This is a genomic window from Polyangiaceae bacterium (assembly GCA_020633205.1).
In the GTDB taxonomy this organism is placed as follows: Bacteria; Myxococcota_A; Polyangia; order Polyangiales; family Polyangiaceae; genus JAHBVY01.
Genome location: JACKEB010000013.1, coordinates 713,428 through 736,032, shown reverse-complemented (window position 1 = coordinate 736,032; position 22,605 = coordinate 713,428). Strand labels below are relative to the sequence as shown.

Annotated in this window: 23 protein-coding genes; 5 read left to right on the top strand and 18 right to left on the bottom strand. The window is 64.0% G+C overall.

Annotated features, from left to right (window positions below; all coding sequences use genetic code 11):
- Positions 1-22 precede the first annotated feature (22 nt).
- The 6 genes from H6718_19480 to H6718_19455 all read right to left on the bottom strand — a co-directional run bounded on the left by H6718_19480 (position 23) and on the right by H6718_19455 (position 4,646).
- On the bottom strand, positions 23-946 hold the full coding sequence (locus H6718_19480) for a hypothetical protein (GenBank protein MCB9587593.1): 924 nt from the start codon (positions 944-946) through the stop codon (positions 23-25).
- Positions 947-1,055: 109 nt separating this feature from the next.
- Positions 1,056-1,364 (bottom strand): hypothetical protein, encoded by a 309-nt coding sequence (locus H6718_19475; protein ID MCB9587592.1) that lies wholly within the window; start codon positions 1,362-1,364, stop codon positions 1,056-1,058.
- Positions 1,361-1,738, bottom strand: coding sequence for a cupin domain-containing protein (locus H6718_19470; protein ID MCB9587591.1), 378 nt, complete (start codon positions 1,736-1,738; stop codon positions 1,361-1,363). The genes H6718_19475 and H6718_19470 overlap by 4 nt, the downstream gene beginning before the upstream one ends.
- Before the next feature lie 120 nt (positions 1,739-1,858).
- Complete coding sequence (locus H6718_19465; GenBank protein ID MCB9587590.1) at positions 1,859-2,368, bottom strand: VOC family protein; 510 nt, start codon at positions 2,366-2,368, stop codon at positions 1,859-1,861.
- Between the two features lie 14 nt (positions 2,369-2,382).
- Positions 2,383-3,867 (bottom strand): wax ester/triacylglycerol synthase family O-acyltransferase, encoded by a 1,485-nt coding sequence (locus H6718_19460; protein ID MCB9587589.1) that lies wholly within the window; start codon positions 3,865-3,867, stop codon positions 2,383-2,385.
- Between the two features lie 98 nt (positions 3,868-3,965).
- A complete protein-coding gene (locus H6718_19455) occupies positions 3,966-4,646 on the bottom strand; it encodes a type 1 glutamine amidotransferase domain-containing protein (GenBank protein MCB9587588.1) in 681 nt (226 codons plus the stop codon).
- An 87-nt stretch (positions 4,647-4,733) separates the two neighbouring features.
- Between H6718_19455 and H6718_19450 the strand changes: the two genes are divergently transcribed.
- On the top strand, positions 4,734-5,627 hold the full coding sequence (locus H6718_19450) for a LysR family transcriptional regulator (protein ID MCB9587587.1): 894 nt from the start codon (positions 4,734-4,736) through the stop codon (positions 5,625-5,627).
- On the opposite strand, the gene H6718_19445 is transcribed toward H6718_19450, so the two are convergent.
- On the bottom strand, positions 5,624-7,051 hold the full coding sequence (locus H6718_19445) for a ferritin-like domain-containing protein (GenBank protein MCB9587586.1): 1,428 nt from the start codon (positions 7,049-7,051) through the stop codon (positions 5,624-5,626). The two genes, H6718_19450 and H6718_19445, sit on opposite strands and share 4 nt — an antisense overlap.
- 77 nt (positions 7,052-7,128) lie before the next feature.
- Here H6718_19445 and H6718_19440 point away from each other — a divergent pair, with 77 nt between their 5' ends.
- The 3 genes from H6718_19440 to H6718_19430 are packed head-to-tail and all read left to right on the top strand — an operon-like array spanning position 7,129 to position 12,471.
- Positions 7,129-8,799 (top strand): hypothetical protein, encoded by a 1,671-nt coding sequence (locus tag H6718_19440; protein MCB9587585.1) that lies wholly within the window; start codon positions 7,129-7,131, stop codon positions 8,797-8,799.
- Entirely contained in the window at positions 8,796-10,892 is a 2,097-nt protein-coding gene (locus H6718_19435) for an aminotransferase class I/II-fold pyridoxal phosphate-dependent enzyme (protein MCB9587584.1), read from the top strand. Before H6718_19440 ends, H6718_19435 begins: the two co-directional genes overlap by 4 nt.
- A gap of 43 nt (positions 10,893-10,935) precedes the next feature.
- Positions 10,936-12,471: a glycosyltransferase gene (locus H6718_19430; GenBank protein MCB9587583.1), complete on the top strand. Its 1,536-nt coding sequence runs from the start codon at positions 10,936-10,938 to the stop codon at positions 12,469-12,471.
- A gap of 45 nt (positions 12,472-12,516) precedes the next feature.
- Here H6718_19430 and H6718_19425 read toward each other — a convergent pair whose 3' ends face one another.
- Entirely contained in the window at positions 12,517-13,329 is an 813-nt protein-coding gene (locus tag H6718_19425) for an RMD1 family protein (GenBank protein ID MCB9587582.1), read from the bottom strand.
- A gap of 177 nt (positions 13,330-13,506) precedes the next feature.
- On the opposite strand from H6718_19425, the gene H6718_19420 reads away from it, so the two are divergent.
- Positions 13,507-14,148 (top strand): DUF2202 domain-containing protein, encoded by a 642-nt coding sequence (locus tag H6718_19420; protein ID MCB9587581.1) that lies wholly within the window; start codon positions 13,507-13,509, stop codon positions 14,146-14,148.
- 11 nt (positions 14,149-14,159) lie between these two features.
- On the opposite strand, the gene H6718_19415 is transcribed toward H6718_19420, so the two are convergent.
- The 10 genes from H6718_19415 to H6718_19370 all read right to left on the bottom strand — a co-directional run bounded on the left by H6718_19415 (position 14,160) and on the right by H6718_19370 (position 22,475).
- Positions 14,160-15,236 (bottom strand): endonuclease/exonuclease/phosphatase family protein, encoded by a 1,077-nt coding sequence (locus tag H6718_19415; GenBank protein ID MCB9587580.1) that lies wholly within the window; start codon positions 15,234-15,236, stop codon positions 14,160-14,162.
- Between the two features lie 132 nt (positions 15,237-15,368).
- Positions 15,369-16,229 (bottom strand): sigma-70 family RNA polymerase sigma factor, encoded by an 861-nt coding sequence (locus H6718_19410; protein ID MCB9587579.1) that lies wholly within the window; start codon positions 16,227-16,229, stop codon positions 15,369-15,371.
- 202 nt (positions 16,230-16,431) lie between these two features.
- The gene (locus H6718_19405) at positions 16,432-17,541 is read right to left on the bottom strand and encodes an MBL fold metallo-hydrolase (protein ID MCB9587578.1); all 1,110 of its coding nucleotides are present in this window, start codon (positions 17,539-17,541) and stop codon (positions 16,432-16,434) included.
- 196 nt (positions 17,542-17,737) lie between these two features.
- Entirely contained in the window at positions 17,738-18,031 is a 294-nt protein-coding gene (locus H6718_19400; protein MCB9587577.1) for a hypothetical protein, read from the bottom strand.
- On the bottom strand, positions 18,028-18,417 hold the full coding sequence (locus H6718_19395; GenBank protein MCB9587576.1) for a hypothetical protein: 390 nt from the start codon (positions 18,415-18,417) through the stop codon (positions 18,028-18,030). The genes H6718_19400 and H6718_19395 overlap by 4 nt, the downstream gene beginning before the upstream one ends.
- Before the next feature lie 41 nt (positions 18,418-18,458).
- Positions 18,459-19,331 (bottom strand): anti-sigma factor, encoded by an 873-nt coding sequence (locus H6718_19390; GenBank protein MCB9587575.1) that lies wholly within the window; start codon positions 19,329-19,331, stop codon positions 18,459-18,461.
- A complete protein-coding gene (locus tag H6718_19385; protein ID MCB9587574.1) occupies positions 19,328-19,891 on the bottom strand; it encodes a sigma-70 family RNA polymerase sigma factor in 564 nt (187 codons plus the stop codon). The genes H6718_19390 and H6718_19385 overlap by 4 nt, the downstream gene beginning before the upstream one ends.
- 11 nt (positions 19,892-19,902) lie before the next feature.
- Positions 19,903-20,508 (bottom strand): fasciclin domain-containing protein, encoded by a 606-nt coding sequence (locus tag H6718_19380; GenBank protein MCB9587573.1) that lies wholly within the window; start codon positions 20,506-20,508, stop codon positions 19,903-19,905.
- Between the two features lie 90 nt (positions 20,509-20,598).
- Positions 20,599-21,015, bottom strand: a complete 417-nt coding sequence (locus H6718_19375; GenBank protein ID MCB9587572.1) for a response regulator — start codon at positions 21,013-21,015, stop codon at positions 20,599-20,601.
- Entirely contained in the window at positions 21,012-22,475 is a 1,464-nt protein-coding gene (locus H6718_19370) for a PAS domain S-box protein (protein ID MCB9587571.1), read from the bottom strand. Before H6718_19370 ends, H6718_19375 begins: the two co-directional genes overlap by 4 nt.
- Positions 22,476-22,605 lie beyond the last annotated feature (130 nt).

Sequence of the window (22,605 nt, the reverse complement as noted above, 5' to 3'; positions counted from 1 at the left end):
ACTTAGCAGAGCTCCGCCCACATCAATCCTCGCAGTCTGCTAGAGCCTGATTGCAGTTCGCAGATAGCCCACCTGGCGGGAACACGCAGTAGCTCCCACGCGCAGCAGAGGCCTCACCAAGTCCACCAAACAGCGACTCACACACCATTCCGCTCGGGCAAGCACAAGGGTTCGGTCCATCGCATCGGCAGCTGCAGGTCACCCCTTCCTGCGCACGGCGCCCGATGCGTTGCGCTGTGACCGCACCAGTCGCACTGGGCCCACCTTGGCCCGAGCAATCCCCCTCCAGCGTTCCGTAAGGACAATCGGTTCGGCCTTGAAACTCGTACGCCAGGCACAGACCAGACTCACACTGCGGACTGCCAACATCCAGAACCGATAGCTCATCGATGAAGGACACCTGGGGGTCGCTCTCGACGCTGGGCGTGCACGCTTCGCCCACGGCGCGTGGGACGGCGCTGGCGGAGTAGCTCACATCCTGTTGGGCACTGCAGCTCAGCCACATACTTTGCGTGCCCTCAGCTATAGCGAAGGCATACGGCAACACCGCTGGACACCGCTCGCTCAAGGCGAATGCGTCTCCGGCGAGCTTTCGCTCACACAGGCACAAGTCGGCGCAAGCGCTGCGCCCCGGCGCATCGCACAGCTCTCCGGTGGCTGCCGCGCGCGCTGCATCACTCGCTGGTCGTTGGGGCGCGGCGCAGTCACACGCGCCAACGCTGGACTTCGCTTCGACGACTGCGCAGTCGGCACCCACCACCTGTGGCGGAACGCACAGCAGGAGCACCCCGTCAGCTGGCTGGAGCGAATGGGCGACCCGCTGGTAGGAGAAATACGTGCCTTCAGGCGCCGTACTGGATCCAGGCGCTCCCCCATCTCCACCGGTCAATCCCCCGCACCCGATCACCAGCAACCCGCAAGTCACCAAGAGCCGAAGTGTTCGCATCGGGGAACTCTATCTCCCATCCGTCGCGCACCGCATCAGCGAAGCCAGTCACCGCAAGCTCGCTTCCACCCGGAGACGCCCTGCCAATTCGGTTGGCAGTCTGGAGGAGCTACTCCACGAAGACTTTCGGCTTCTTGGTGAAGTTCCCCCAGAATCGACTGTATTCGAGGTTGATCAGCGTGTGCCGACCCGCTTCCACGGGTACTTGGGCGCTCCGGGTGCGGGTGATCCCCAAGTCGATCCGCGTGTTGATGGCGTGAGTCCCCGGCGCAACTTCCAGGGTCACCTCGAAGCCGTCGGTGAAGTCCCCTTGGAACACCAACTGGGAATTGAGCGACACCGTGAGCCCCGAGCCGGGCAAGAAGAAGCTCGGCTTCTCGAAACGGACTGTGACCCGCGCGGCATTCATCCCGCTCACACCTCCATCCCCTGGGGCGCCGTGAACTCGCTCTCTTCAGCGTCTCCAGTGTTGATCACTTCCGCGCGCTCGAAGATCAGCACCTCGGCCTCCTCATCAGAAGCGGTGCGATGCTCCACGCCTCGGGGCACCACGATGAACTCGCCCGGGCCCAGCTCTTCAACATGGCCCCTAAATTCCACCCGGAATTTTCCTTTCCAGACCATGAACATCTCCTCGGAGTCTTCATGGCGATGCCAGGGGAACACACCTTGGGTCTTGACGGCTCGTAGCTCTTGCCCGTTGAGTCGCGCCAGCACTTTGGGCCGCCAGTGCTCGCTGAAGGACGCAAATTTCTCCGCTAGACGCTGCTTCTTGCCAGTCTCGGCGCTCATGCGGCGAGCCTAACCCAATCCCCAGCATCCAGCGTCAGCCGTGACTCGGACGTGAACAAAGTGCGCACCCACGGAGCGAGGTTCCCACGGGTTTGGGGGGAGGTCCGATTGGCCTACGAACTAGCCCGCCGCGCGCACCAGGGCCCGCCCAATGCTCCGCCGTGCGACGTGAACTGCGCGGTTGAAGCCGTTCAGAGCCCGCGCCGCGGGAACCAGGTGCCGTGGTAGGACGTACTGGGTCAGCTCCACGATCACGCCGTCCGGCGCGGTGAAATACAGGAAGCGCAGCGCCCCCTCCCCCCGCAGCTCTCCGCCCTCACGACCTTCGGTGTGGATCACGGCGCCGTGGTGCTCGAGCTTCGGTAGCAACGCGGCGATGTCATCCACGTTGATCCCGACGTGGGCCACTCCCAGCCCCTGCTTGAACGCGCCGTCCCCGACCTCGCCCGCGCGCGCCGGTTCATTACCTTCGGGAAACGCGCTAATAGCCAAGAACTGCCCGCCAAGTATCAAGAGCTTCACCCGTCCTAGATCACCCACCGGCTCCGCGCCCATGGCCCCGCGCCAGAACTTCAAGGCTAACTCAGGCTCCGCAGAGTAGATGTGAACGTGGTCGAAAGTGACAGCCATGGCGCAGCCTAACCCTACGCGCCGCGCTGCGCCAACCCGGCGCTCTCCTCCCCACCGAGGTACTCCGCGCACAGCTCTTCGAATGCCTCGTCCAAGTAGTCGGCAATGCGCGACAGATCTCGAACGCGGTCGGCGTCGCTACACAACCCAAAGTAAAGCCCACCGTCGTAGCTCACCAGCGCGATCGCCAATGACTGGTTTCCGTAGAGGGGCACCATGGGAAACAGATCGGTCAGCTTCGAGTCCAGCAGGTACAGCGGGAAGTTCGGCCCGGGAACGTTGGTCACGATCAGGTGATAAGGCGTGAGCGAGATAGCCGCCTGCACCGCGATCGGGATGAGCGGAGCAAACGTCCACTCCGCGAGCGCCTGCCCGATCGCGAATGCGCCGCTCGAACCGCTCGCCTTGGTCGCCCGCGTCGTCTCAACCAGTCGCTCCAGGCGCTCGCGAGGCCCGGTCGCTTCGAGGGGCAACGGCATGATCATCAACGATACCTGATTGCCCATGGTGTCGTCGGCGCCTGGAGCGTGCAAGCTGACGGGCACCATCACCCTCAGGTGTTCTGGCGGCTCGAAGCCTTGACCCGCTTTCGCGCGGAAATATTTGTCGAGGCCACCAGCAACCGTCGCCAGGACCACGTCATTGAGCTTGCAGCCGGCCGCGCGGCGCACCCGACGCACGCGCTCGAGGTCGAACGCCAAACCCTGGTAGCCCCGATGCGGCCCGACGGGCGCTTGCGTGAGCACGCACTTGGGCGAGGGCGCGAGCGAGCCACGGGCAGCTTCCAGAGTGCTCCTGACGGCCGAACCCACGCCGGCGAGGAGCTGACGCGGCGAACCCGACGCTTCGCGAATCAGGCGCCAGGCGCGCTTTGGCTGCGCGAGCCGAAACGCCACTTCCTGGCGCAGCAACTCAGCGCCGGTGGGCGCTCTCGCCGGAATGGTCGATATTTCCGCACAGCTATTTGTGCTGGGCTCAGCGCTCAGCATCATCGCGAGTGCGCCGACACCGGCCACTCCGTCGACCATGGCATGATGCACCTTGCTGACAATGGCGAAGTGCCCATCCTGCAGCCCGTCGATCACGAGTTGCTCCCACAGCGGACGGTCCCGCTGCAGCATTCGCGAGTAGAACTCCGCGGCGAGCGCGTTCACCGCCTCGAGCCCAGCGCCCTGGAGATGAACGAAGCGCACGTGGCGCTCCAGCCCGAACTCGGCGTCGGGCACCAACACGCGATGGCCAACCACAGGCACGCGAGCCGGCTTGAAGCGCCACGACGGAAGCTGGTCGAGCGCCCGATCCATCAACGCCAGGTAGCGCCCCTGATCCACGCGCCCGGCGCTACTCAGCAGGCTGCCCCCCTGGAACACCGCGGTCGCGCCGACATGAGTCAGGTTGCTGGGGTCCTCGATCGCAAGAAACGCGGAGTCCATCGCACTCAAGCGACGAAAACGCGGAATTTGCGTGGGATGGGCCTTATCCGTTCGATCCTGGCTCATATCCGTCACCGAGCAAAAAGCCTGCCGCTAAAAGGACCGCGGCTGTCTGATCTGCGAGTTGATGTCGGGATCTTGAGCAAGGCCGCTGATAGCCGTCCTCAACGCTCCTTCAAGACGCCGAGCACCGCCTTCGCAACCGCCTCGGACGAAGCTGGGTTTTGCCCCGTGACTAGTAGGCCGTCGCGCACCGCGAACGACTCCCACTTGCCCTTGCGCTCGTACTTGCCGCCTAGCTCGACGAGCTTCGACTCGAGGGCGAATGGGACCACGTCCGTGAGACCGACGGCGTCCTCTTCCTCGTTCGAGAAGCCGGTGACACGCTTTCCGTCGACGATCGATCGTCCGCTGCCCAAGGTCACCGGCACCAATGCTGCGGGACCGTGACACACGGCGGCGACCACGTTGCCGGCGTCCGCGGTGCTCGCGAGGAGCTTTGCCAACGACGCGTTCTGCGCCAGGTCCCACATCACGCCGTGACCACCTACGACGAACACCGCGTCGTAGCTCGGGTCGACCTCGGAGAGCTTTAGCGTCTTCTCGAGCTTGCCCATCGCGACCTGATCCCCGAGGAAGCGTGCGACGCTCTCTGCCTTCGAAGTCGCGCTGCCGGGGTCGACGGGCGGCTTACCCCCGGCGGGCGACGCGAGTGTGATCTCGACGCCGGCATCAGCGAATGCCATATACGGCGCGGCCAACTCCTCGAGCCAGAAACCCGTGGGCTTCCCGGTTTCAGCGAGCTGTGCGTGACTGGTGAGAACCATCAAGATACGTGTGGTCATGGGCTTGTCTCCGTTTCGGGTGTGAGTGATTTGTAAGCCACCCGAATCGACAAGGCCATCAACACCAACTAAGCTGATCGATAAGCCATGCTAATCAATCTGGAGTTGCTGCGGAGCTTCACCACCGTCGCCAGCGCGCCGACGTTCGCGAGCGCAGCAAAGCAGCGAAACGTGACGGCGTCGGCGATCTCACAGCAGATCCGTACGCTCGAGTCGCAGCTCGGGTTGGAGCTCTTCGAGCGCGTCGGACGCAACGCGCGGTTGACTCCCGCCGGCGAGCGCCTGGCAGCAGCGCTCGCGCCAGAACTCGCGAACATCGAGGATGCGCTGGAAGCAGCGGTTGCCGAACAGACGAACGTCAGCGGCAGCGTTCGCATCGGGTCACCGCGCCCCTTCGGGGAACTCTGGCTGCGCCCACGCTGCATCGGTCTGCTCAAGGCGCACCCCGCCCTGCGCCTCGAGATCAGTTTTGGTACTCCCAGCGAGCTCGAGGAGCGGCTGCTCTCCCGCGATCTCGATCTCGCGATTCTGGTCCGCCCCGCAGAGTCGCCATTGATCGAGACGTCACTGATCTTCACAGAGACGTTCCAGGCGTTCGCCAGCCCGCTCTACTTGAAGCAGCGCGGCGAGCCACGGACCGCGGGGGACTTCGCCTCACATGCCTGGATCGCGTTCGACGCCGACCTACCGATGCACGCGAGTTGGTGGCGCTGGCGCTTTGGCGCCCGCAGCAAGCCTCAGGGAGACATCGCTTGCCTCGTCGCCAGCCTGGGGGAGATGCGCGCGTTCGCTGAAGCGGGCGTTGGGGTCGCCGTGCTCCCGGAGTACTTCGTCGCCGAGGCGGTCGAGGGCGCGCGACTCGAATCAGTCGCGCACAAGCCTGGGGGCGCGAAAAACCCGATCTACCTGGCCTGGCGCAAGCGCGCAGTACCCACTGCTCGCTTCCTCACGGCAAAGAACGCGCTGCTCGCGCCGCGCTAGGCGAGGCCGATCTCGTTACCCAGGTGCTGTACCAGTGCCAGCGCCTGAACTGCGGTCGGAAGCCCAGCGTCGCGGACCAGCTCTATCTCAGGATCCACGGCGCACTCCGCGGCCAGCTCCGCAAGGGCCGCGCGGCGCGCGAGCACAATCCGCTCTCGCTCCGCTTCATTGAGCTGCGGCTCGAGCCAGGCTGCAACACGCCACGACAACGCCGCATGGCGTAGCTCGTCCTGAGCGACGTCGCGCAGCGCCTCACGCACTTCAGGCTGCTCGGCCCGCTCAGCCTGCCACAGCCCAACCAGCGCTCCGTAGGATTCACGAACGCAGCCTTCGACCGCGTTCTCCAGCGCCACCTCGAAGGCACCGCGAAGCTCCAGCTCGGGCAGTGTCACACCAGTTGATTCCCCGCGAAATTTCTCAGCAAGGACATCCATCACCTTCACGTGGCGCGCCTCTTCAGCGCGCGCCCGCTGGGCGTCGCCCACCAGCCTTGCCGGAGCACCTAGCGCGCGCAGCTCTGCCGCCATGCGCGCAAAGGCGAACACCGCGGCTCGCTCAAGGTCGGCGCATTCCGCGAAGTAGTGTCCTCGCGAATCCTCTGAGGTCGCACCAGCCAGGGTCACGCCAGCGCTCTGTCTCCCGACGCACGCGCCGTTCTTGCTCTTGACCTTCTTGCTGAGCTCCTTGAGCTCCCCGTTGGTCGAGATCTTGAGCTTCATCTCACTGATCTCGATGGGGCAGTCTGCGGTCATCTTCTCCACGACTAGCTCGAAGCCGTCTTTGGTCTTCTTCGTGCCCTTCTTCAGTTCGTCGCAGGTACCGGGGTTGTAGCCCTCCGCCCAGGCGATCAGCGTCGCCTCACCCTCGGTGTCGATCGGGCCGAGGAAGGCCTTCAGCTCGTCCAGGTCGTCAGCCAGCCCCACTTCGTTTCCGCGAGTAAACGCGACGCCATGAGTACAGAACCCAGGTCGGCAAGAGATATGAAAGCCCGGCTCGGGCCTCAGTGCTTTCAGCGCGTTGTTGCATGCAAGCTCGTCACTCGCCCCGACGCAGCGCGCCCCGACGTGCTCTCCCTCGCGAGCAGCGCCGTCCTTGCCCATGGCCTGGAAGATGGCGACGTAGTCCACCGGCTTGACGGGGTTCAAGCCCGCAAGGATGTTCACTCCGCTGTCCTCCCGACAGCGTTCGCCCTGGGGTGTCGCTTGCGGCAGCGCCTCGGGTTTGGTCGCTACCGCAGGAGGAGGCGGCTCGGTGGACGCGCTGGGTTCGCTGGTCGGCGGTGCCGCCTCGGGCACCGTCGTAGTCGGCGGAGGCACGTCACTCGACCTAGGTGGCTCACCTCCCCCGCACGCACTGACACCCACGCTTGCCAGCGTCAGCCACACGATTCGTCGCGCCATTCCCTCGAACTGCTCGTCGGTCATTGAGGTTGTATAGCGAGGCGGCGCTAGGCTGTCGAACGCCGTCAGTGGCCATAGATCCCGTGATAGGCTCGGCGACAGTGGGGACGGTTGATCACGCGATCGGGCACGACCCCGTTAGTCTGCTAGAGGCTGCACCGACCGAGTCCGCGCGCATGGCCCTCGTGACTCTATGCCTCGCAGGTGCGCTGCTCGGCCTCATGATCGGCGTGCGTTTGGTCAGCCATGACAAGCGACGCCTCCTCGGTGCAGTGGGCAGCGGGCTAGTCACCACGTTAGCGGTCGCCTATCTGCAGCTAAAGCTACCGCCGCGCGCGCTCCCCCTCGAGTGGTTGCGGATCCTCCACGAAGGGGGGGGCTCTATCCTACTCGAGGCAACCTACGGCACGCCCCGATCGGGTCCGGCTTTTCGCGCCCTGATCGAGACGTATACGCCGACGGGCACCTTGGCAATCCGCGGCGCCGCCCATCTCAACCTGTGCCTCACGCTGGTCTGCGCGGGTCTGTTGTTCTGCGTTGGGCACTACATCCTCAGAGCTAGCCTGCCAGCGCTGGTCTTTGTCACGGCCTACCTCGCAAACGTCCAAACCCGCAGCGTGGCAACGTCGGAGCTGCCAAGCGTTGTGCTCGAACTTTGCTTCCTGCTCGGCGTGATTAGCTTCGAGGCGATCCGCCGCGAGCATCAGCTTGGCGGGGTTTGGGGGCTTCTCAGCCAAGTGCAGCTGGCGCTGGCAGTCAGCGTAGCATTCTTATGCCGCATGGAAACGTTTCTGGTCGGTGGTCCCGCGCTACTGGTGAGTTGGCTCCAGCGCTCGGATCCGACTCGGCTCGACGTGATCCAGTCGCGCTTGACCGACTGGTTCCGCAGAGTGGTCTCTGCGCCCCGCTACCTACTGGTACTCGCCGGGGTCAGCTCGTTTGCGCTGAAGTACTTCTTGAGTGGCAAAGTAGTATGGGTCACCCAAGCGCTGAATCCGTTTGACCCAAGCTTGGCGATGTACCCAGTCTTGTTGGTCCAGTTCGTGCCCCTGGGCATCGTTGTGTTGTTCGTTTGCGGGTGGATCTATTGTCTCCGCGACGCCGCCCGCCTCGGGCTGTTACCGCTGACGTTGATCGCGCTATTCAAGCTGTACGAATCCGCGGGGCACCGGGTGACGTTTGAGCTGCTCCGCTACACCAGTGGGCTCTCTACGGCGATGTTCTTTTTTGGGCTGTTTGGCTGGAGGCAGCTCGAAGCGCTCGCCGAGCGCGCGAAGCTGGATCGCAAATGGCGCGCCCCAACCATCATCGCTCTAGTTGCGACCTCCTTGGTCCCCCCTCCGCGCGTCGACGGTATCCTGAGAGCGCCCGTGAATCGCGACCACCAACGCGCCGGGCAGGCGCTCATCAGGGCAATCGAGGCGCACCCGAGTTGTACGCTCGTCACCAAGCACGTCGACCGCGACGGCGGCCGCACCCGCTACACCTTCTTCGGGCGACAGCAGCCGGTCTCCGTTCCGGCGGAAAGCGGCCTGGAAAGCGCTCTACAACGTGTTGCGCCGGACACCGACTGCGCCGTCTTCTACTTTGGCCTCGACTGCAACCGGGTTGACCTACCCTGCGCCAAGGAAGCGTCCGCGCTTCCCGAGATCGAGCGCAGTGTTTGGCGCTCTGAGCCTTATAGTGATCGTCGAGGATACGGTGAGCACAGCGGCGAGTTGATGTTCGCCACTTTCGCGATCCACCCGAAGGGAGCCCCGCTGACTCAATGAAGGATCCGATCTTGATCACTGGAGGAACTGGGTTCGTCGCCCACCAGCTCCAGCGCACCTTCAGCGCGGCGAGCCGTGCTTGCCACCTCCTCGACCGCACTGCGGCTCCTGACCATCGTCCTTCCGAGGCCCCAGTAACCATAGGAGACGTTCGTGATCCGGATCTCGTGGATCGCCTGGTCCGGGAGTCATCCGCCGTGGTGCACCTCGCTGCCGTCGTGGGCGTCGATGACTACCTGAAGAACCCGGGTGAAGTGCTCGACGTGAACATCAGCGGCACTCGAAACGTCCTGACCAGCTGCCTAGCCCACGGCAAGCCTGTGATTTTCGCCAGCACCAGCGAGGTGTACGGGCGGAACACTGAGCGTCTCCGTGAGGATTCGGCAATGATCCTCGGCTCGAGCAGCTCGCCTCGCTGGAGCTATGCGGTGTCCAAGGCCGTTGGGGAGCACCACACTCGGGCGCTCACAGCCCACGGACTCCAGTGCGCGATCACACGCTACTTCAATGTGTACGGACCACTCTTGGACGCGCCAGGGCGGGGCCGCGTCCTCTCAAAGTGGCTGGGCCGGCTCCAGCAAGGCCAGCCATTACGTCTGGTCGACGGCGGCAACGCAGTGCGCAGCTTCTGCTACGTGGATGAGGCCGCGCAGGCTACGGCAGAGCTTCTGTTTGCGCTCGAGGCCGGGCGCATTCCGTCCGGCAGCGCCTTCAACGTCGGACGCGACGAACCGGTAAGCATGTTGGAGCTCGCTGAACGAATGCTGGCGTTGGTCGGTCGCCCGGGCCAGCTCGAGGTCGTCCCAGGTCACGAAGCGTTTGGGCGTGGTTTCGAAGAAATCCCGTTCCGCGTTCCGGACGTGTCAGCGATCCGCGCGGCAATTGGTTTCGAAGCCCGCATCGAACTCGACGAAGGCCTTTCAAGGGTTCTTGAGCACTGGGACTTCGCCGTACAGCCCGCGGCACGAAAGACCTGGATCCCGACCATCCAGCCTCAGTTTCACTCCACCCTCGACCTGGCGTTGGAGCTACAGGGCGTGCTGGCATCCGGGCGCGTCAGCAACGAAGGGCCGCGGGTCAACGCTCTCGAGGAACAGACCGCCGAGTTCCTCGGGGTGGACGGCGTCGCAGCCACGAGCACGGGCAGCGACGCGCTGATCCTCCTCGCGTGGGCACTCAGACCCCGGCTGAGCGGCAGAAAGGTCATCGTCCCCTCGTTCACGTACATCGCGACCCTCGCGGCGTGGGAGCACGCCGGTTTCGACGTGCTCTTCTGTGACATCGATGACGAGACCTTCACACTCGCGAGCGATGCCCTCTCGCGTCTCCTCGCGGATCACGACGACATCGCCGCAGTGATGGCTGTCACCGCCTACGGCGTGCCGCCGGATCTGGAATCGCTGTCGCGGTTGCTGGCTCCCCGCGGGATCCCTCTACTGCTAGACGACTCTCACGGCTTCGGCTCGAGCTGTGAGGGGCTGCGCTCTTCCCCGCATGTGCTCGCGGCGACGTATAGCCTACACGCAACGAAGGTGCTCCCCGCCGTGGAGGGCGGCCTCGTGTGGACCCGCGATGCCCAGTTGCAGCGTGAGATCGTTCGGCTCCGCGGGCACGGCCTGACCACTCCAAGGCAAGGGTCCACTGCAGGTTTCAACGCGCGGCTCGACGAACTGCGCGCAACGATTGCTCTGGCGCAGCTCGATCGCTTTCCGCTGGTCAACGCACGCCGCCAGGCTTCCGCGCAGCGGCTAAGGGCGGTCGCCCAGCGCTACCCCGCCTTCTTTCAAGTTCAGCGCGTACCAGAGCGCGTGAGTTCGAACTTCCAGAACCTCGCCGTGCGTTGCTTTCCTGGCGCTGGGTCGAGTCTGGATCGGGTGATCGAGGAGTTTGCGCAGCAAGGTGTCGAGGCGCGACGCTACTTTGCGCCACCGCTACATCACCTCGCGAAGTACCCCTCACCCCACGCCCTCCCAAATACCGACGCGGTGTATGACAGCCTACTGTGCCTCCCGATTCATGACGAAATGAGCGAGGCGGCGCTCCGGCAACTGGAGCAAGCAATGCAGGCTGTGGCAGCCGCACACGCCAGCTAGGTTCGGCGATGCGCTGAGCAAGCCAACGCAGACAGGACACCAGATGGACCTCAGCGTCGTTGTTCCGGTTTTTCGCGAGGCGGCAAGCATCCCCGAGCTCGCGCAGCGCTGCGCCGCCGCGGCCCGTGCGACTGGTCTGGAGTTCGAGCTGGTGTTCGTCGACGACGCCAGCGGAGACGAGAGCGCAGCAGTCATTCGCGATCTGCCCGCGTCACTGCAGGCTCGCGTCCTCGAGCTCGCGCAGAACCGCGGTCAGTTCGGTGCCACCCAAGCAGGGCTTCAGCAGGCGCAGGGGCAGATCATCGTGGTCCTGGATGGCGATCTTCAAGACCCGCCGGAAGTGATCACCGAGCTCGTCCACCGGCACCAACGAAGCACATTTCCCCACGGCAATCGCGTTACCTTCGCGGTGAAGACCAGCCGAGAAGATCCACTTTGGTTCACCTTGGGCTACGGCGTCTTCCGTGGGCTACAGAGCAGCCTGGGTAGCGCTCCGCCGGCGGGCTCTGGCAGCTACTGCGCCTTCGATCGCGAGGTCGCCCAAAGGGTCGCAAAGGTGCAACTAAGGGATTCGAACCTCGCCTGGGTGATCGCCGCGCTGGGTTACTCGGGTGAGACTGTTCCCTACGAGAAGCAAGCCAGGGTCGACGGCGAGTCGCGCGTCGGAGCGGTGCGCTTGGCGAAGGAGGCGCTAACCTCGCTGCTGCTAGCAACGAAACCTGGACGCAGTTGGCTGTCCAAGCAGCACGCATTCACCAGACCGAAGGCGCCCCTCTCGGCACGCCGCGCGTTCATTCGGCGGACGGATCGAGAGATCCAGACTCTGTTTGCCGACCTGTCGAGCGCCGCTACGCCAATCACCGAAGGAGAGCTCGAGCCACTTCCGGCTCCGGTACGCCGCTGGCTCGTGCGCAGCGGAGTCGTTGACAAGGCGCGGCCGAAAAGCGTGCGCTTGAGACAGCGGGGACAACTCCGCACGGCTCCAAACGCGCCATACATGACAGCGCAGGCCGACCAGTACTTTCGGCTCCAAGACCCCGCGTTCATTTGGCGCGTGGAGGCCAAGCTGCTCGGACTCGTGCCCTTCACCGGCCGCGATCGTTACGCCAACGGCCACGGAAGCATGCAGATCGAGCTCGCTTCACGCATCAGCGTCGTCGATGCCAACGACGACAAGATTGCCCAAGGCGCTCTCCAGCGATTCCTTGCGGAGATGGTCTGGTACCCGACCGTCGCGTTGGAACCCTATGTCGAGTGGACGCCACTATCTGACAGTGCTGCGCGAGCGACGCTCGCCCACGCAGGTCTACAGGTCTCAGCAGACTTCAGCTTCGACGCACTCGGGCGCGTCGTTTCCATAGCCGCAGAGCGTTTCCTGGGTGGGGGTGAGGATGCAACGCTTCAACCTTGGCGAGTCGACTGTACGAGCTGGCGCAGCCTCGATGCAGTCGAAGTGCCGACGTCGGGCAGTGTGGCGTGGGATCTACCGAGCGGACGCTTCATCTATTACCGCTGGGAAATAGTTGACCTCGAATACGATCGTCCCGCCGTATACGAAGCTGGTAGCCCCTGGAAGTAGCGTCGCGCTCCGGCTGGTCATACTCGGGGCTGCCGCGGAGCCGCATCAACCGCGAGCTAGCAAGTCGTACACGCTCAAGCCGATTTCGACCACGATCAATGCGACGATGTACCACTCGACACGCAGTGAGCGCTTCTCGTTGAGCAAGTTCAGGAACAACTCGGCGCTTCGGTTCAAGAGCGTGAGCTTGCGCTTCAGCACGACGTCGCGTTCACTCAGTTCGAATTCGTCGGCGAGGGCAAGATACAAGCGCTCGAGATCCGGTCGCTCCCAGAGCAGTTCAGGCTTGTCGGCGATCTCGAGCCGACCGACCATTCGATGTTCGATGAGTAACATGGCGGCGACCTGACGCACCAACTCGGAGGATCGTCGGTCGACCTTGCCAGTGCGTTCTAGGTGCACAGCGAGCGGCTCGATGCGCTCGAAAGTCGCTCCGATCCGAGACTCAGAGCGCGCGAGGCTCACGCTCTTTGCGAGCACGTCTGCGACCACTAGCAGTACCTCGAGACTACGGTTGGGCAAGGTCAGCGGATCCGAAACCTTGAGCTGAGTTTCCTCACAGATTTTAAGCGTCACGCCCTCGCGCTCTAGGTCTGAGAATGCATCCTTGACCTGGTGCTGTAGGCGCGCGATGAGCGCGTTCTGCTCAGTGCTCGACAGGTCGAAGCACACGACCGTGCCGTGGCGGAACACGATGGCACTCGGCGCTGCTTCGCTCCCAAGCAACACGGCGCCAGACGCCAAGCGTTCCCCATCGAGGCGCTGAACATCGATGCGTTCACCGAGTAGGATCGCTTGAACCGAAACGTCCGCTGGGTGACCGACGTTGGGAGGCGGGTCTGCCACTGACGCAACCATGCGGCTCCACCTTCAAGCCGCATACCAGTCTCCAGCCAGGCAATTCTTCGGATTGGCCACGCTAGCGGGCGCAGCGGATGCGCGAAAGCCCCTGGAGTGGGCGCACCCGCTGCGCGCTCGAAAAACTCCGAATCCTCTGGGGTCGCGTCGGCTCCCACCAGGAAAGGAGGTACTGCAATGCGTAGATTCCGCTTCGTGCCTGTTATCTTGAGCGCCGCCCTGGCCCTGACGAGTGTCGCTTGCACCCAAGGGCAATCCGACACTCAAACTCCCCACGGCAATTCGAGCCAAAGTCCAAGCGCGCTCTCGGCTGCCGAGCAAGAAGGCCTGATCTTCACTCGAGAAGAGGAGAAGCTCGCCCGCGACGTGTACAGCGCGCTGGCGGATGGGCGCCCGATCTTCGACAACATCAGCTCGAGTGAGCAACGCCACTTCGATGCGATCGGCGACTTGCTGGATAAGTACGGCCTCGAAGATCCAACCGTCGGACTCGGTGCGGGTCAGTTCTCGAACCCGGACCTGCAGAAGCTCTACGACGACTTGGTTGCTCAAGGGAGCCATGGTCCCGACGACGCCCTCGAGGTCGGCTGCTTGATCGAAGAGCTGGATATCCACGACCTGGATTCGGCCCTCGCAGCAACCACGCACTCGGATATCCAAAGCGTGTACGAGAACCTGCAGCGCGGTTCACGCAACCACTTGCGAGCCTTCTACGGGAACCTCACCTCCGGCGGCGGTGACTACACCCCGGTCCACCTCGATCAAACGAGGTTCGATCAAATCGTGAGTTCCGAAAAAGAGATGGGTGGGGGTATGTGACCACCCGTCGCCTACGGACTCCCGCCGCTGAGGCGCGCGAGAGCATGCTCGACGCCACGCGCCTGAGCGGGACCGTAGCCCAAAGCGAAGTACGCGGCGTACGCCGTGCCCAGGACGGTTGCGAGGACCAGGGCGCGGCGCACGGCGGGCCGCCTGCGCCCAAACCAGCCGACCCCTCCCCCCCTCTTGCTCTGAGAACTCACCCATCCGGCGAACAACCCACGCAGAAGCAGCAGGCCGCCTAGCATCGCGAGCACCCGAGCGACCCACAACTGCCGACGCAGCGTACGACCTTCTTGGGTGAGCTGACCGGCCAGCGTCCCTCGCCATTCGCCTGGGCCATTTTCCGCGCGGGTATCTTGGAGAACCAGGTCGGCTACCCACGCCGGGTGATCGGACAGGGCCATGCGCTGACCATCATCGAGGTTCACGCTCTCGCTGAGTGCCTGGCGCGCTTCGGCGATCTGCATCCCTGCGGTGAAGATGCGGTCCAGGCCTTCACCGCCCGTAACCTCATTCAGCTTGAGCTGATCGCTCAGCCAATCCGTGGCGTGCTCCCCGGGCTCGACGTTGAAGTCGCCTGCAACTAGCGCGTGCTGTGCGGGGCGCTCTCTCAGCCAGTCGGCGAGCTCGATGGACTGAGCAAGCCTTACGGGAGCGTAGTTACCCGTGCGGTACGCGGCTTGCCAGTGGGTGTTCACCAGCTGCACCCGCCGGTCGCCGACCTCAATCGTCACAGCCAGGGCCGCCTTCCGGCTGAGCCAGTCGAGGTGATAAGGCGTGTGTGGCCAGCGCCCCAGCTCGTAGTCGATCCGAGCGACCTCATGCAGCGGGCGGTCCGCAGCGATCAACAGACCGCTGCAGCCGTAAGCCGCAAACCGTGCGGAAGCATCGTGTACTTGATGCTTGAGACCGGCGGCGGCCAGGTCGGAGATCACCCGCTCGGCGTCGGCTTCACTCCAAAGCTCCTGGAGCAACACGACGTTGGGGCGCAGCGCCCCAAGTGCGGGGCCGACACTGCTCATGCGCGCCTCGCGGGCGTCGGACACGAAGGGCACACCCCACACGTTCCAACTGACGACGCGCAAGTCAGCGGGCCTGCTCTCAGCACCCGCGACGCTGGGCCACAGGCAAAGCAAGATGGTAAGAAGACAGACGAGCGCTCGCAACGTATCGAGCACAAGGCTATCACGCAGAAGCGCTGCCGCTAGTGCTTTTCCTCACGGCAACTGACGGAGGTCCGCGCTACCCAGCTCGCTGCCAATGCTCACTGTTCGCGGCCCCGAGCGTGCGAGCTCCACGCGCCAGCGTTTTTCCCCTGAAGCGACGAAGAGAGCGTCCCCTTCCTGAACCAATTCGAAGTGCTTGAACTCCACACCTTCAGGCGTCTTCAGGGCCACGCCGCCCGCGTTCACCTCCACGATGACACCAACCAACGCCGCGTCGCCGCCCCGGACGTGCTCCACACGCCAGCGCCCAGCGAAAGGTCGCGCTGCCGGAGCGATGAGCTGAGTGTTGGTGACTTGGGGAGCAAGCTCGCGCCAGCTGGTTGCCCCGAGCGCCAGCAACACCACGAACGGCACGACATATTGGGCGCGTAGGAGTCGGCGCAAGCGACAGATGCGCTGACGCAGGTTCTCTGGGGAAACAGCCTCCTGCCGCGCAATTTCCAGCAGGCTTTCACCTGCATGTTCGCGCAACAGCCAGCTCAATGCGTGCCGCTGACGCGGTTCCGTCAGCTCATCGTCGATGCGCCGCAAGACGTCCCGCGCCTCGAAGGCTTGGGCGCCCAAGCCGGAAGCAGGCGACTCGAGATCGACGACCTCCGCGGCTGGTGAGCGCCGTCGCTGACGAAACACGTCCGCCACCTTGCGGCGCAGGATCCCGTGAATCCAGCGGGGAAGAGCCTCTGCCTCGCTCGGCACGTTGGGAGCAGCCACGGCAGCGCACAAGACCGCTTGGACGACGTCTTCTGCTTCCTCCTGCAGTCCACGGCGCCGCGCGTAGGCCTTGAGCGCGACGCGCATCTGGGGATCGCTGACGAGCTGGTTCAGGGCGGTGTCTGCGGCGAGGGCGGTCATGGGTGCAGGTCTATCGGCGCGCGACCTTCAGCGTGACACCCATTCTGGTGCTTGTTGGCGCTTTTTCTGACTCAACGTCCAAGCTTCCGCCGCTTCCCCTTCGTGCCAACCTGGGCCGGGCCGAAGCGTCGCGAAAAACAGCTACCAATGGCCCAGTTTCAGAGCTGGCCTGGCTCTTGCTCGCCAGCGCGCCTCGAAAAGCCTAGCGCGCGGGGTCGATGCCCAGCTCCGGCGAGGGCGCTCGCACGGAGGTCGAAACCGACTCGACTCCGAGCTCTGCCAGCCACTCCTCGATGCCCGACGAGCGCACTGGAGCCGCGTCCGCACTCCGCCATGGCAACTCAGGCCACCAGCGCTCGAAGCGGGGAACCGACGCGGGCTCGAAGCGACCCCCTGGACGCGGGATCACGCTTTGAATCCCCGCGGAACGACTTGCCGCGACGATTCGCTCCGCGGGCTCGGTCCACGGATGCAAGGCGAGGTTGAACGTGCCCCAATGCACCGGCATCAGCACCTTTCCACGTAGCAGCTGATGCGCCAGCACGGCTTGCTCGGGGCCAATGTGCACGTCCGCCCACGCCGCATCGTAGGCGCCCGACTCGATCAACGTCACGTCGAACGGACCGAGCCGCTCACCGATTTCCGCGAAGCCCGGAAACATCCCCGTGTCGCCACTGAAGAAGGCCCGGTGTTCCCGACCGATCAGGCAGAAGCTACCCCACAGCGTGGTGTTACGATCCAGGAAGCCGCGCCCAGAGAAGTGCCGGGCGGGCGTGCACACAAGACGTAGATCATCGACAATCGTCTCTTGCCACCACTCGAGCTCGCGGATCCGCTCTGCCTCGATGCCCCAGTACTCGAGATGCGCCCCCACCCCGAGGGGTACGATGAACGGTGCGCGGCTCAGGCGCGCGAGCGCGACGACGGTCTCCGCGTCCAGGTGGTCGTAGTGATCGTGACTCAAGACAATCGCATCGAGCTCCGGCAGCTCTTCGAGCGCGATGGGTGGAGCAAAGAAGCGCTTCGGTCCAAACAGATTCGACGGCGACGCGCGCCCCCACACCGGGTCGGTCAACACCCGCTTACCGTCGATTTCGATCAACATCGACGAGTGACCAAACCACGACACGCGGAGCCCGCTGCCCGGGTGCGCCGCGTAGTCTGCGCGCGTCCGCTGCTCGATTGGTAGAGCAACGTTCGGTTCGCGATTCTCTGCGCCAGCCAGCCACTTCTTGGTGGCGAGCCACATGTCGTCACGCATGGGTAGTGCGTTGTGAAAGCGCCCCTCACGAACCATCGACGAGCGCTGAATACGGGCCAGGCATTCGCCGCTCGGCCGTTTCCCCATGGCATTCCAGAGATTCACGTCGGAAATTCCTAGTGCCGAAGCGTTTGGGAGCAACCCCCGGGGCAGGTTCGCTCCGGGCTCGCGGCATCGCGCAAAGAGCGGGACTCTGGCAGGTACGTCGAGAAAAGCGCGCGAGTTTCAACAGATTGGCCGAGCGCCGCTATTTGCACTTCACCGTCGCGGTGCCTTTGCCAAACAGCAGATCCGCACCGCAAGCACTGGCGCAGCCGTTCACCTCGTCCGAGTCTTCCTTCGCAGCGGGGTTCGCCCTGCGACACCAGTCGCGACAAGCGGCGTGACGAGCCGCCAGCCGATCCTTGCCCTTACCCTTCGCCGGCTTGCCCTCGTAGCTGAGAGTCGCTGAGCACGCGTCCGAGTCGCTGCCACCGCAAGCGAGCAGCGCCCAAACGAGGCACAGCAAGCAGCCAGCGCCCGCCGGTCCCGCGCGCCTCACAGGCACTCCACCTTGGTGGGTGCCGCTCCGGAAGCCATGTCCTTACCGCAGCGCGCCACGCACGCCGCCTTCTCCGACTTGAGGTTCAAGAAGATATCAAAGCTCTTGTTGGTCTTCGCGGCCCTGCCCTTCGGCGTTAGCTTGTACCGTTTCCACGCGGCATCAAGCGTCGGGTCACCGAAGTCGCAGTACGCCAGGCAACTACCGCTCTTGGCGCTCTTCTCGGCGGCAGCCAGGCTGTCTCCAGTGCCCAGCGAGGAGTAGCGCAGGCTGCCGACCTGAACAGCGGCAACGCACTGCTTTTGGTTTTGCTGGCAGCCGAGGAGCGCAGCCAGCACCACAGCGCCTGCTAGCGGGAGCGTATTTCGCCAAAGAGCGCTGCTCATTCGAGCACTCTAGTGCCCTGGAACACTTGATTGCAACGAGCTCAGCCCCCTGCAGCCGCGGTCAGCACGATTCGCTCACGCTTCGACACCACGACACCACCAGGTTTCTCCACGGTAACCGCGAAGAGGGTAGGTTCATCCACATGCAGCTTGGGGTCGATGGCGACCACCACTTCCCCACTGGAGTCCACGTCGAAGACGCCGCCGTCCACCGGGTAGCGTTCGTCTTGGCCCTTGGCGAAGATCCAGAGCTGATACTGCGCCTCTTTGGGGTCATTGGGCTTCAGGCCCTTGAAGCGCATGTAACCAACCTGACGCGCACCACTCCACACCACATCACCCGACGCGCCGCTCGCAGCTTCGTCCTTCGTCGCGCTCCAGCTCAGCTTCACCGCCTGACCCCCTTCGAGCAGCGCCTGGCGCTCTTCCACGGGAGTTGGAGGAGGCGCGGCGTCGACCACGGGTTCGACGCTCGGCACTTGAGGCGGCAATGCCGCGACGGGCTCTGTCGGTCGCTGACTCAGCACGGCCGCCGTCACGAGCAACGCAACCGCTGCGGCAGCCCAGCCAAGGTAACGCCCCCAGTCAAAGCCGGCTCCAGGCACCCCTGCTCGGGACTTCGTCTGACTTGCGTCTGGTGCACCTTGGCTCAGGTTGGCCGGCGCCGCGGTCAGGGCCCATCCATAGGCCGTTGCTGCTGCCTCGAGGCGCTTCTCCAGTTCCTCGGGGATTCGCTCCGCGTTCACTCCCCCCAAACCCAGCACGCCGAGTTCCAGCTCTGCTGCAGCGAGTTCGAAATCTGTCGGGGAGTGCGGGTCATCGAGCGAGGCCAGGAATGCTCGCTCGTCTGCTTCGTCGAGGAGCCCCAGCGCGTGGTCACACGCGCGTTCCGCTTGCGGTGTCAGGTCGCTCACAGCTCCTCCTCCGCGCTGGCAGTCGCTTGACGTGGCTCTGAACTCTTGGAGCGCAAGCGCTCTCGGATACGATTCAGACCCCGTCGCACATGGGTCTTCACCGTACCGAGCGGCAACGCGGTTTGCTCCGCGATTTCGCCGTGACTTAGCCCGTTCACCACCGCCAACATCAGCACTCTTTTCTGATCCTCAGGGAAAGTATCCAGCTCCTCCAGTACCCTGCGTGCGTCCACGCTCGCTTCCATCTGGCGCTGCTGCTCACTTGGCAGCTCCAGGTCGACCGTCGCATCCTCTGGGCGCGCGGCGCGACGTCGCAAACGATCGATCAATCGGCGGCGCGCGATCACCGCGACGAAGGTCGCTTCACTCGAGCGCTCCGGCTCATAGCGGGATGCGTTGCGCCAGACCTCGAGCAGGATCTCCTGCACCAGGTCCTCAGCGTCAGCACCTCGGCCAAGACGCCGTGCAACGAGTGCCCAAACGAGTGGGCCGAATTCGCGGACGCACTGGGAGACCGCTGCGCGATCCCCCAACGCTACACGTTCAAGCAGCGTACCCACGACGAGCTGCCCTACTCAAACTGGCGCGCCACACCCAAGTTCTCTGCAGCCGACGGGTAAACGAGCCGCATTCCGCTGGGTCGATCGCCGGCCTCAGCGGCCAAGCTCCCATCGGGTTCGAGTTGGATCCCTGAGGGAATGAGTAGCTTGTCGGTCAGGTGCAAGAGGCCGTTCTTGGCTAGCCAGGTCTCCTGAACCAACGCCTGTCGATTCACGAGCAGACGGTCGGATGCCCACTCAAGTGTCAGGGAACGTCCTTCCAGGCTCGGAACGCGGCCAGGGGGTGGAGGCTCCGACCAGATGCCACGAGTCACGTGGAACTCCGCCACATCGAATAGAAGGCTCGTGGTCTCGCGGGCGAACCAACCTTCAAAGGCTGTCGGAGAAAGCTCAAACGCGGAGTCCAAGGGAGCAAACACGGTGTAGCTGCCCCCCTCGTCCAGATCCTCGAACAGCCCAGTCGCCAGCAAGCATCGGCCAAAGTGGCTCAGCCGCGACTCCTCGCGGATGAGGCTGGCCAGTGAGCGGTCCGGGCGCCGAACCAAGCGCGCCCCGCCTGGAGTTCGGCAGTCAAACGTGGGTTCTTCGGGTTTGGGGGTGAGGAAAGCCGTGCGCACGTTGGAGGCTTCGTACGCCGGCGCCGCTTGGATTTCCGATTCTGCGATTTCGCGTCGAGTTGGTGACCGAGAGGCGCGAACAACCCCAATTCATGGGAGGCGCACGGCGGAAAACCAGAACTCCTCGATCGCCTGGACGGCGGCTTGGTAGCTGTGCAGGTCGCCGGGCTTGCGCACGTAGCAATTCGCGCCCAAACGGTAGCTATCTGCCACATCGCGTTCGGCATCCGATGAGGTGAGCACCACGGTGGGAATGCTTCTGAGGTCATCGTTCAGAGCCATCGCTGCGAGCACATCCACCCCGCCCAGCTTGGGCAAATTCAGGTCCAGCAAGATCAAGTCAGGCGTATGGACAGCGGCATACTCAGCCTCGCGCCGTAGATAGCGAATCGCGGCGTGCCCATCGTTGAGCACGGTGATGTCGTAGGCACCCGCCGTCAGGCTGTCCAAGACCAGGTCCACGTCGCCTGGGTTGTCTTCCACGATCAAGAGCTTGTGTTTGCTCACTTCTCCTCCGCGAGGGGCGCCGCTTGGAGCGTAAAGCAAAACGTGGTGCCCTGAGCGACGGAGCTGTCGAGCCAGATGTTGCCACCATGGCGCTCCACGATGCGCTTCGCGATGGAGAGCCCGATGCCACTACCGGAGTAGCGCTCTCGGCCGTGGAGGCGCTGGAACATTTGAAACACCCGTGAAGCGAACTGCGGATCGATACCAATCCCGTTGTCCGCCACCCTGAAAAGCCACTCGCCCGCCACGCGCTCCGCCGAGACCTCGATGCGCGGCTCTTCCGAACGAAACTTGAGGGCGTTGCCCAACAAGTTCTGAAAGAGCTGCTCGAGCTGCCCTTCGTCCGCCCAGACGACTGGGAGCTCACCCACCACGACGTCCGCTTGCGCCTCGACAACACTCACACCAAGCACCGCAAGCACCCGACGACACACCTTCCCTGAGTCCACTAGGACAAGCGGCTTACCTTGGGACCCGACGCGAGAGTAGGCGAGCACGTCGGAGACCAGCTGCTGCATGCGACGCGCGCCATCGACGGCGTAGTGAATGTAGCGATCCGCCTTGTCGTCGAGCTGACCCGAGTAGCGCTTCGCCAGCAGCTCGGTGTAGGTCGCGACCATTCGCAACGGTTCCTGCAGATCGTGGGACGCGACGTACGCGAACTGTTCGAGCTCAGCGTTGCTTCGCATGAGCTCATCGTCCTTATTTTTCCTTGTGGTAATATCAATGATCGCAGCAAGCGTGAACGTGCCCTCTTCGGACTCAAACGGATTCAGTCCGATTTCGATAGGGAACTCACTGCCATCTTTGCGCTGTCCAAATAGGTCGCGCCCGGCCCCCATCGCGCGCGCTTGAGGCTGCTTGAGAAACTCCGAGACGAGCTCGGGGTGACGCTCACGGTAGCGAGTCGGCACGAGGGTCTCTAACGGCTGCCCGATGAGCTCGCTCCGCGCATAGCCGAAGAGATCCTCGGTTCGACGGTTGACCAGTGTGATCTTCCCCTTGGAGTCGGCCAGCACCATGGCATTGGGTGCGGCCTCGACGACCAAGCGAAACTTCGCTTCAGCCCGACGTCGCTCGGTGATGTCCGTGATCGTGGCTAGGGTGAACTTGCCATCGGGGGTATCGAGCGGACTCAGACCGATCTCGACCGCAACCTCGCTGCCATCCTTGCGCTTGGCAAATAGCTCTCGCCCCGCACCCATCGCGCGTGAGCGAGGACAAGCAAAGAAGCTCTCAACCAGCTCTGGGTGCTGCCCCGCGAAGCGCTCGGGCAAGAGCACCTCGATCAGGCTGTCCAGGAGTTCATCCCGAGTGTAGCCGAAGAGATCTTCCGCGCCCTGGTTCACCAGGGTGATGCGCCTTTCCGCGTCCACCATCAGCATGGCCGTGGGCGCTCCCTCCACGATCAAGCGGAACCAGCTATCTGTGTGAGCACCTTGCGGCGTCGTCCCGGTCATCTCGGGAGAGTATACGGCCAGCCTCGAGCCCGCCGAAGCGGCGCACGGCTCAAGCTAGAGAATGCAAGAGATGTAGGAATCGCCAGCCGTTGAAGATGGGTGCTTTTCAACACGCAGGTTGAGCGAAAGC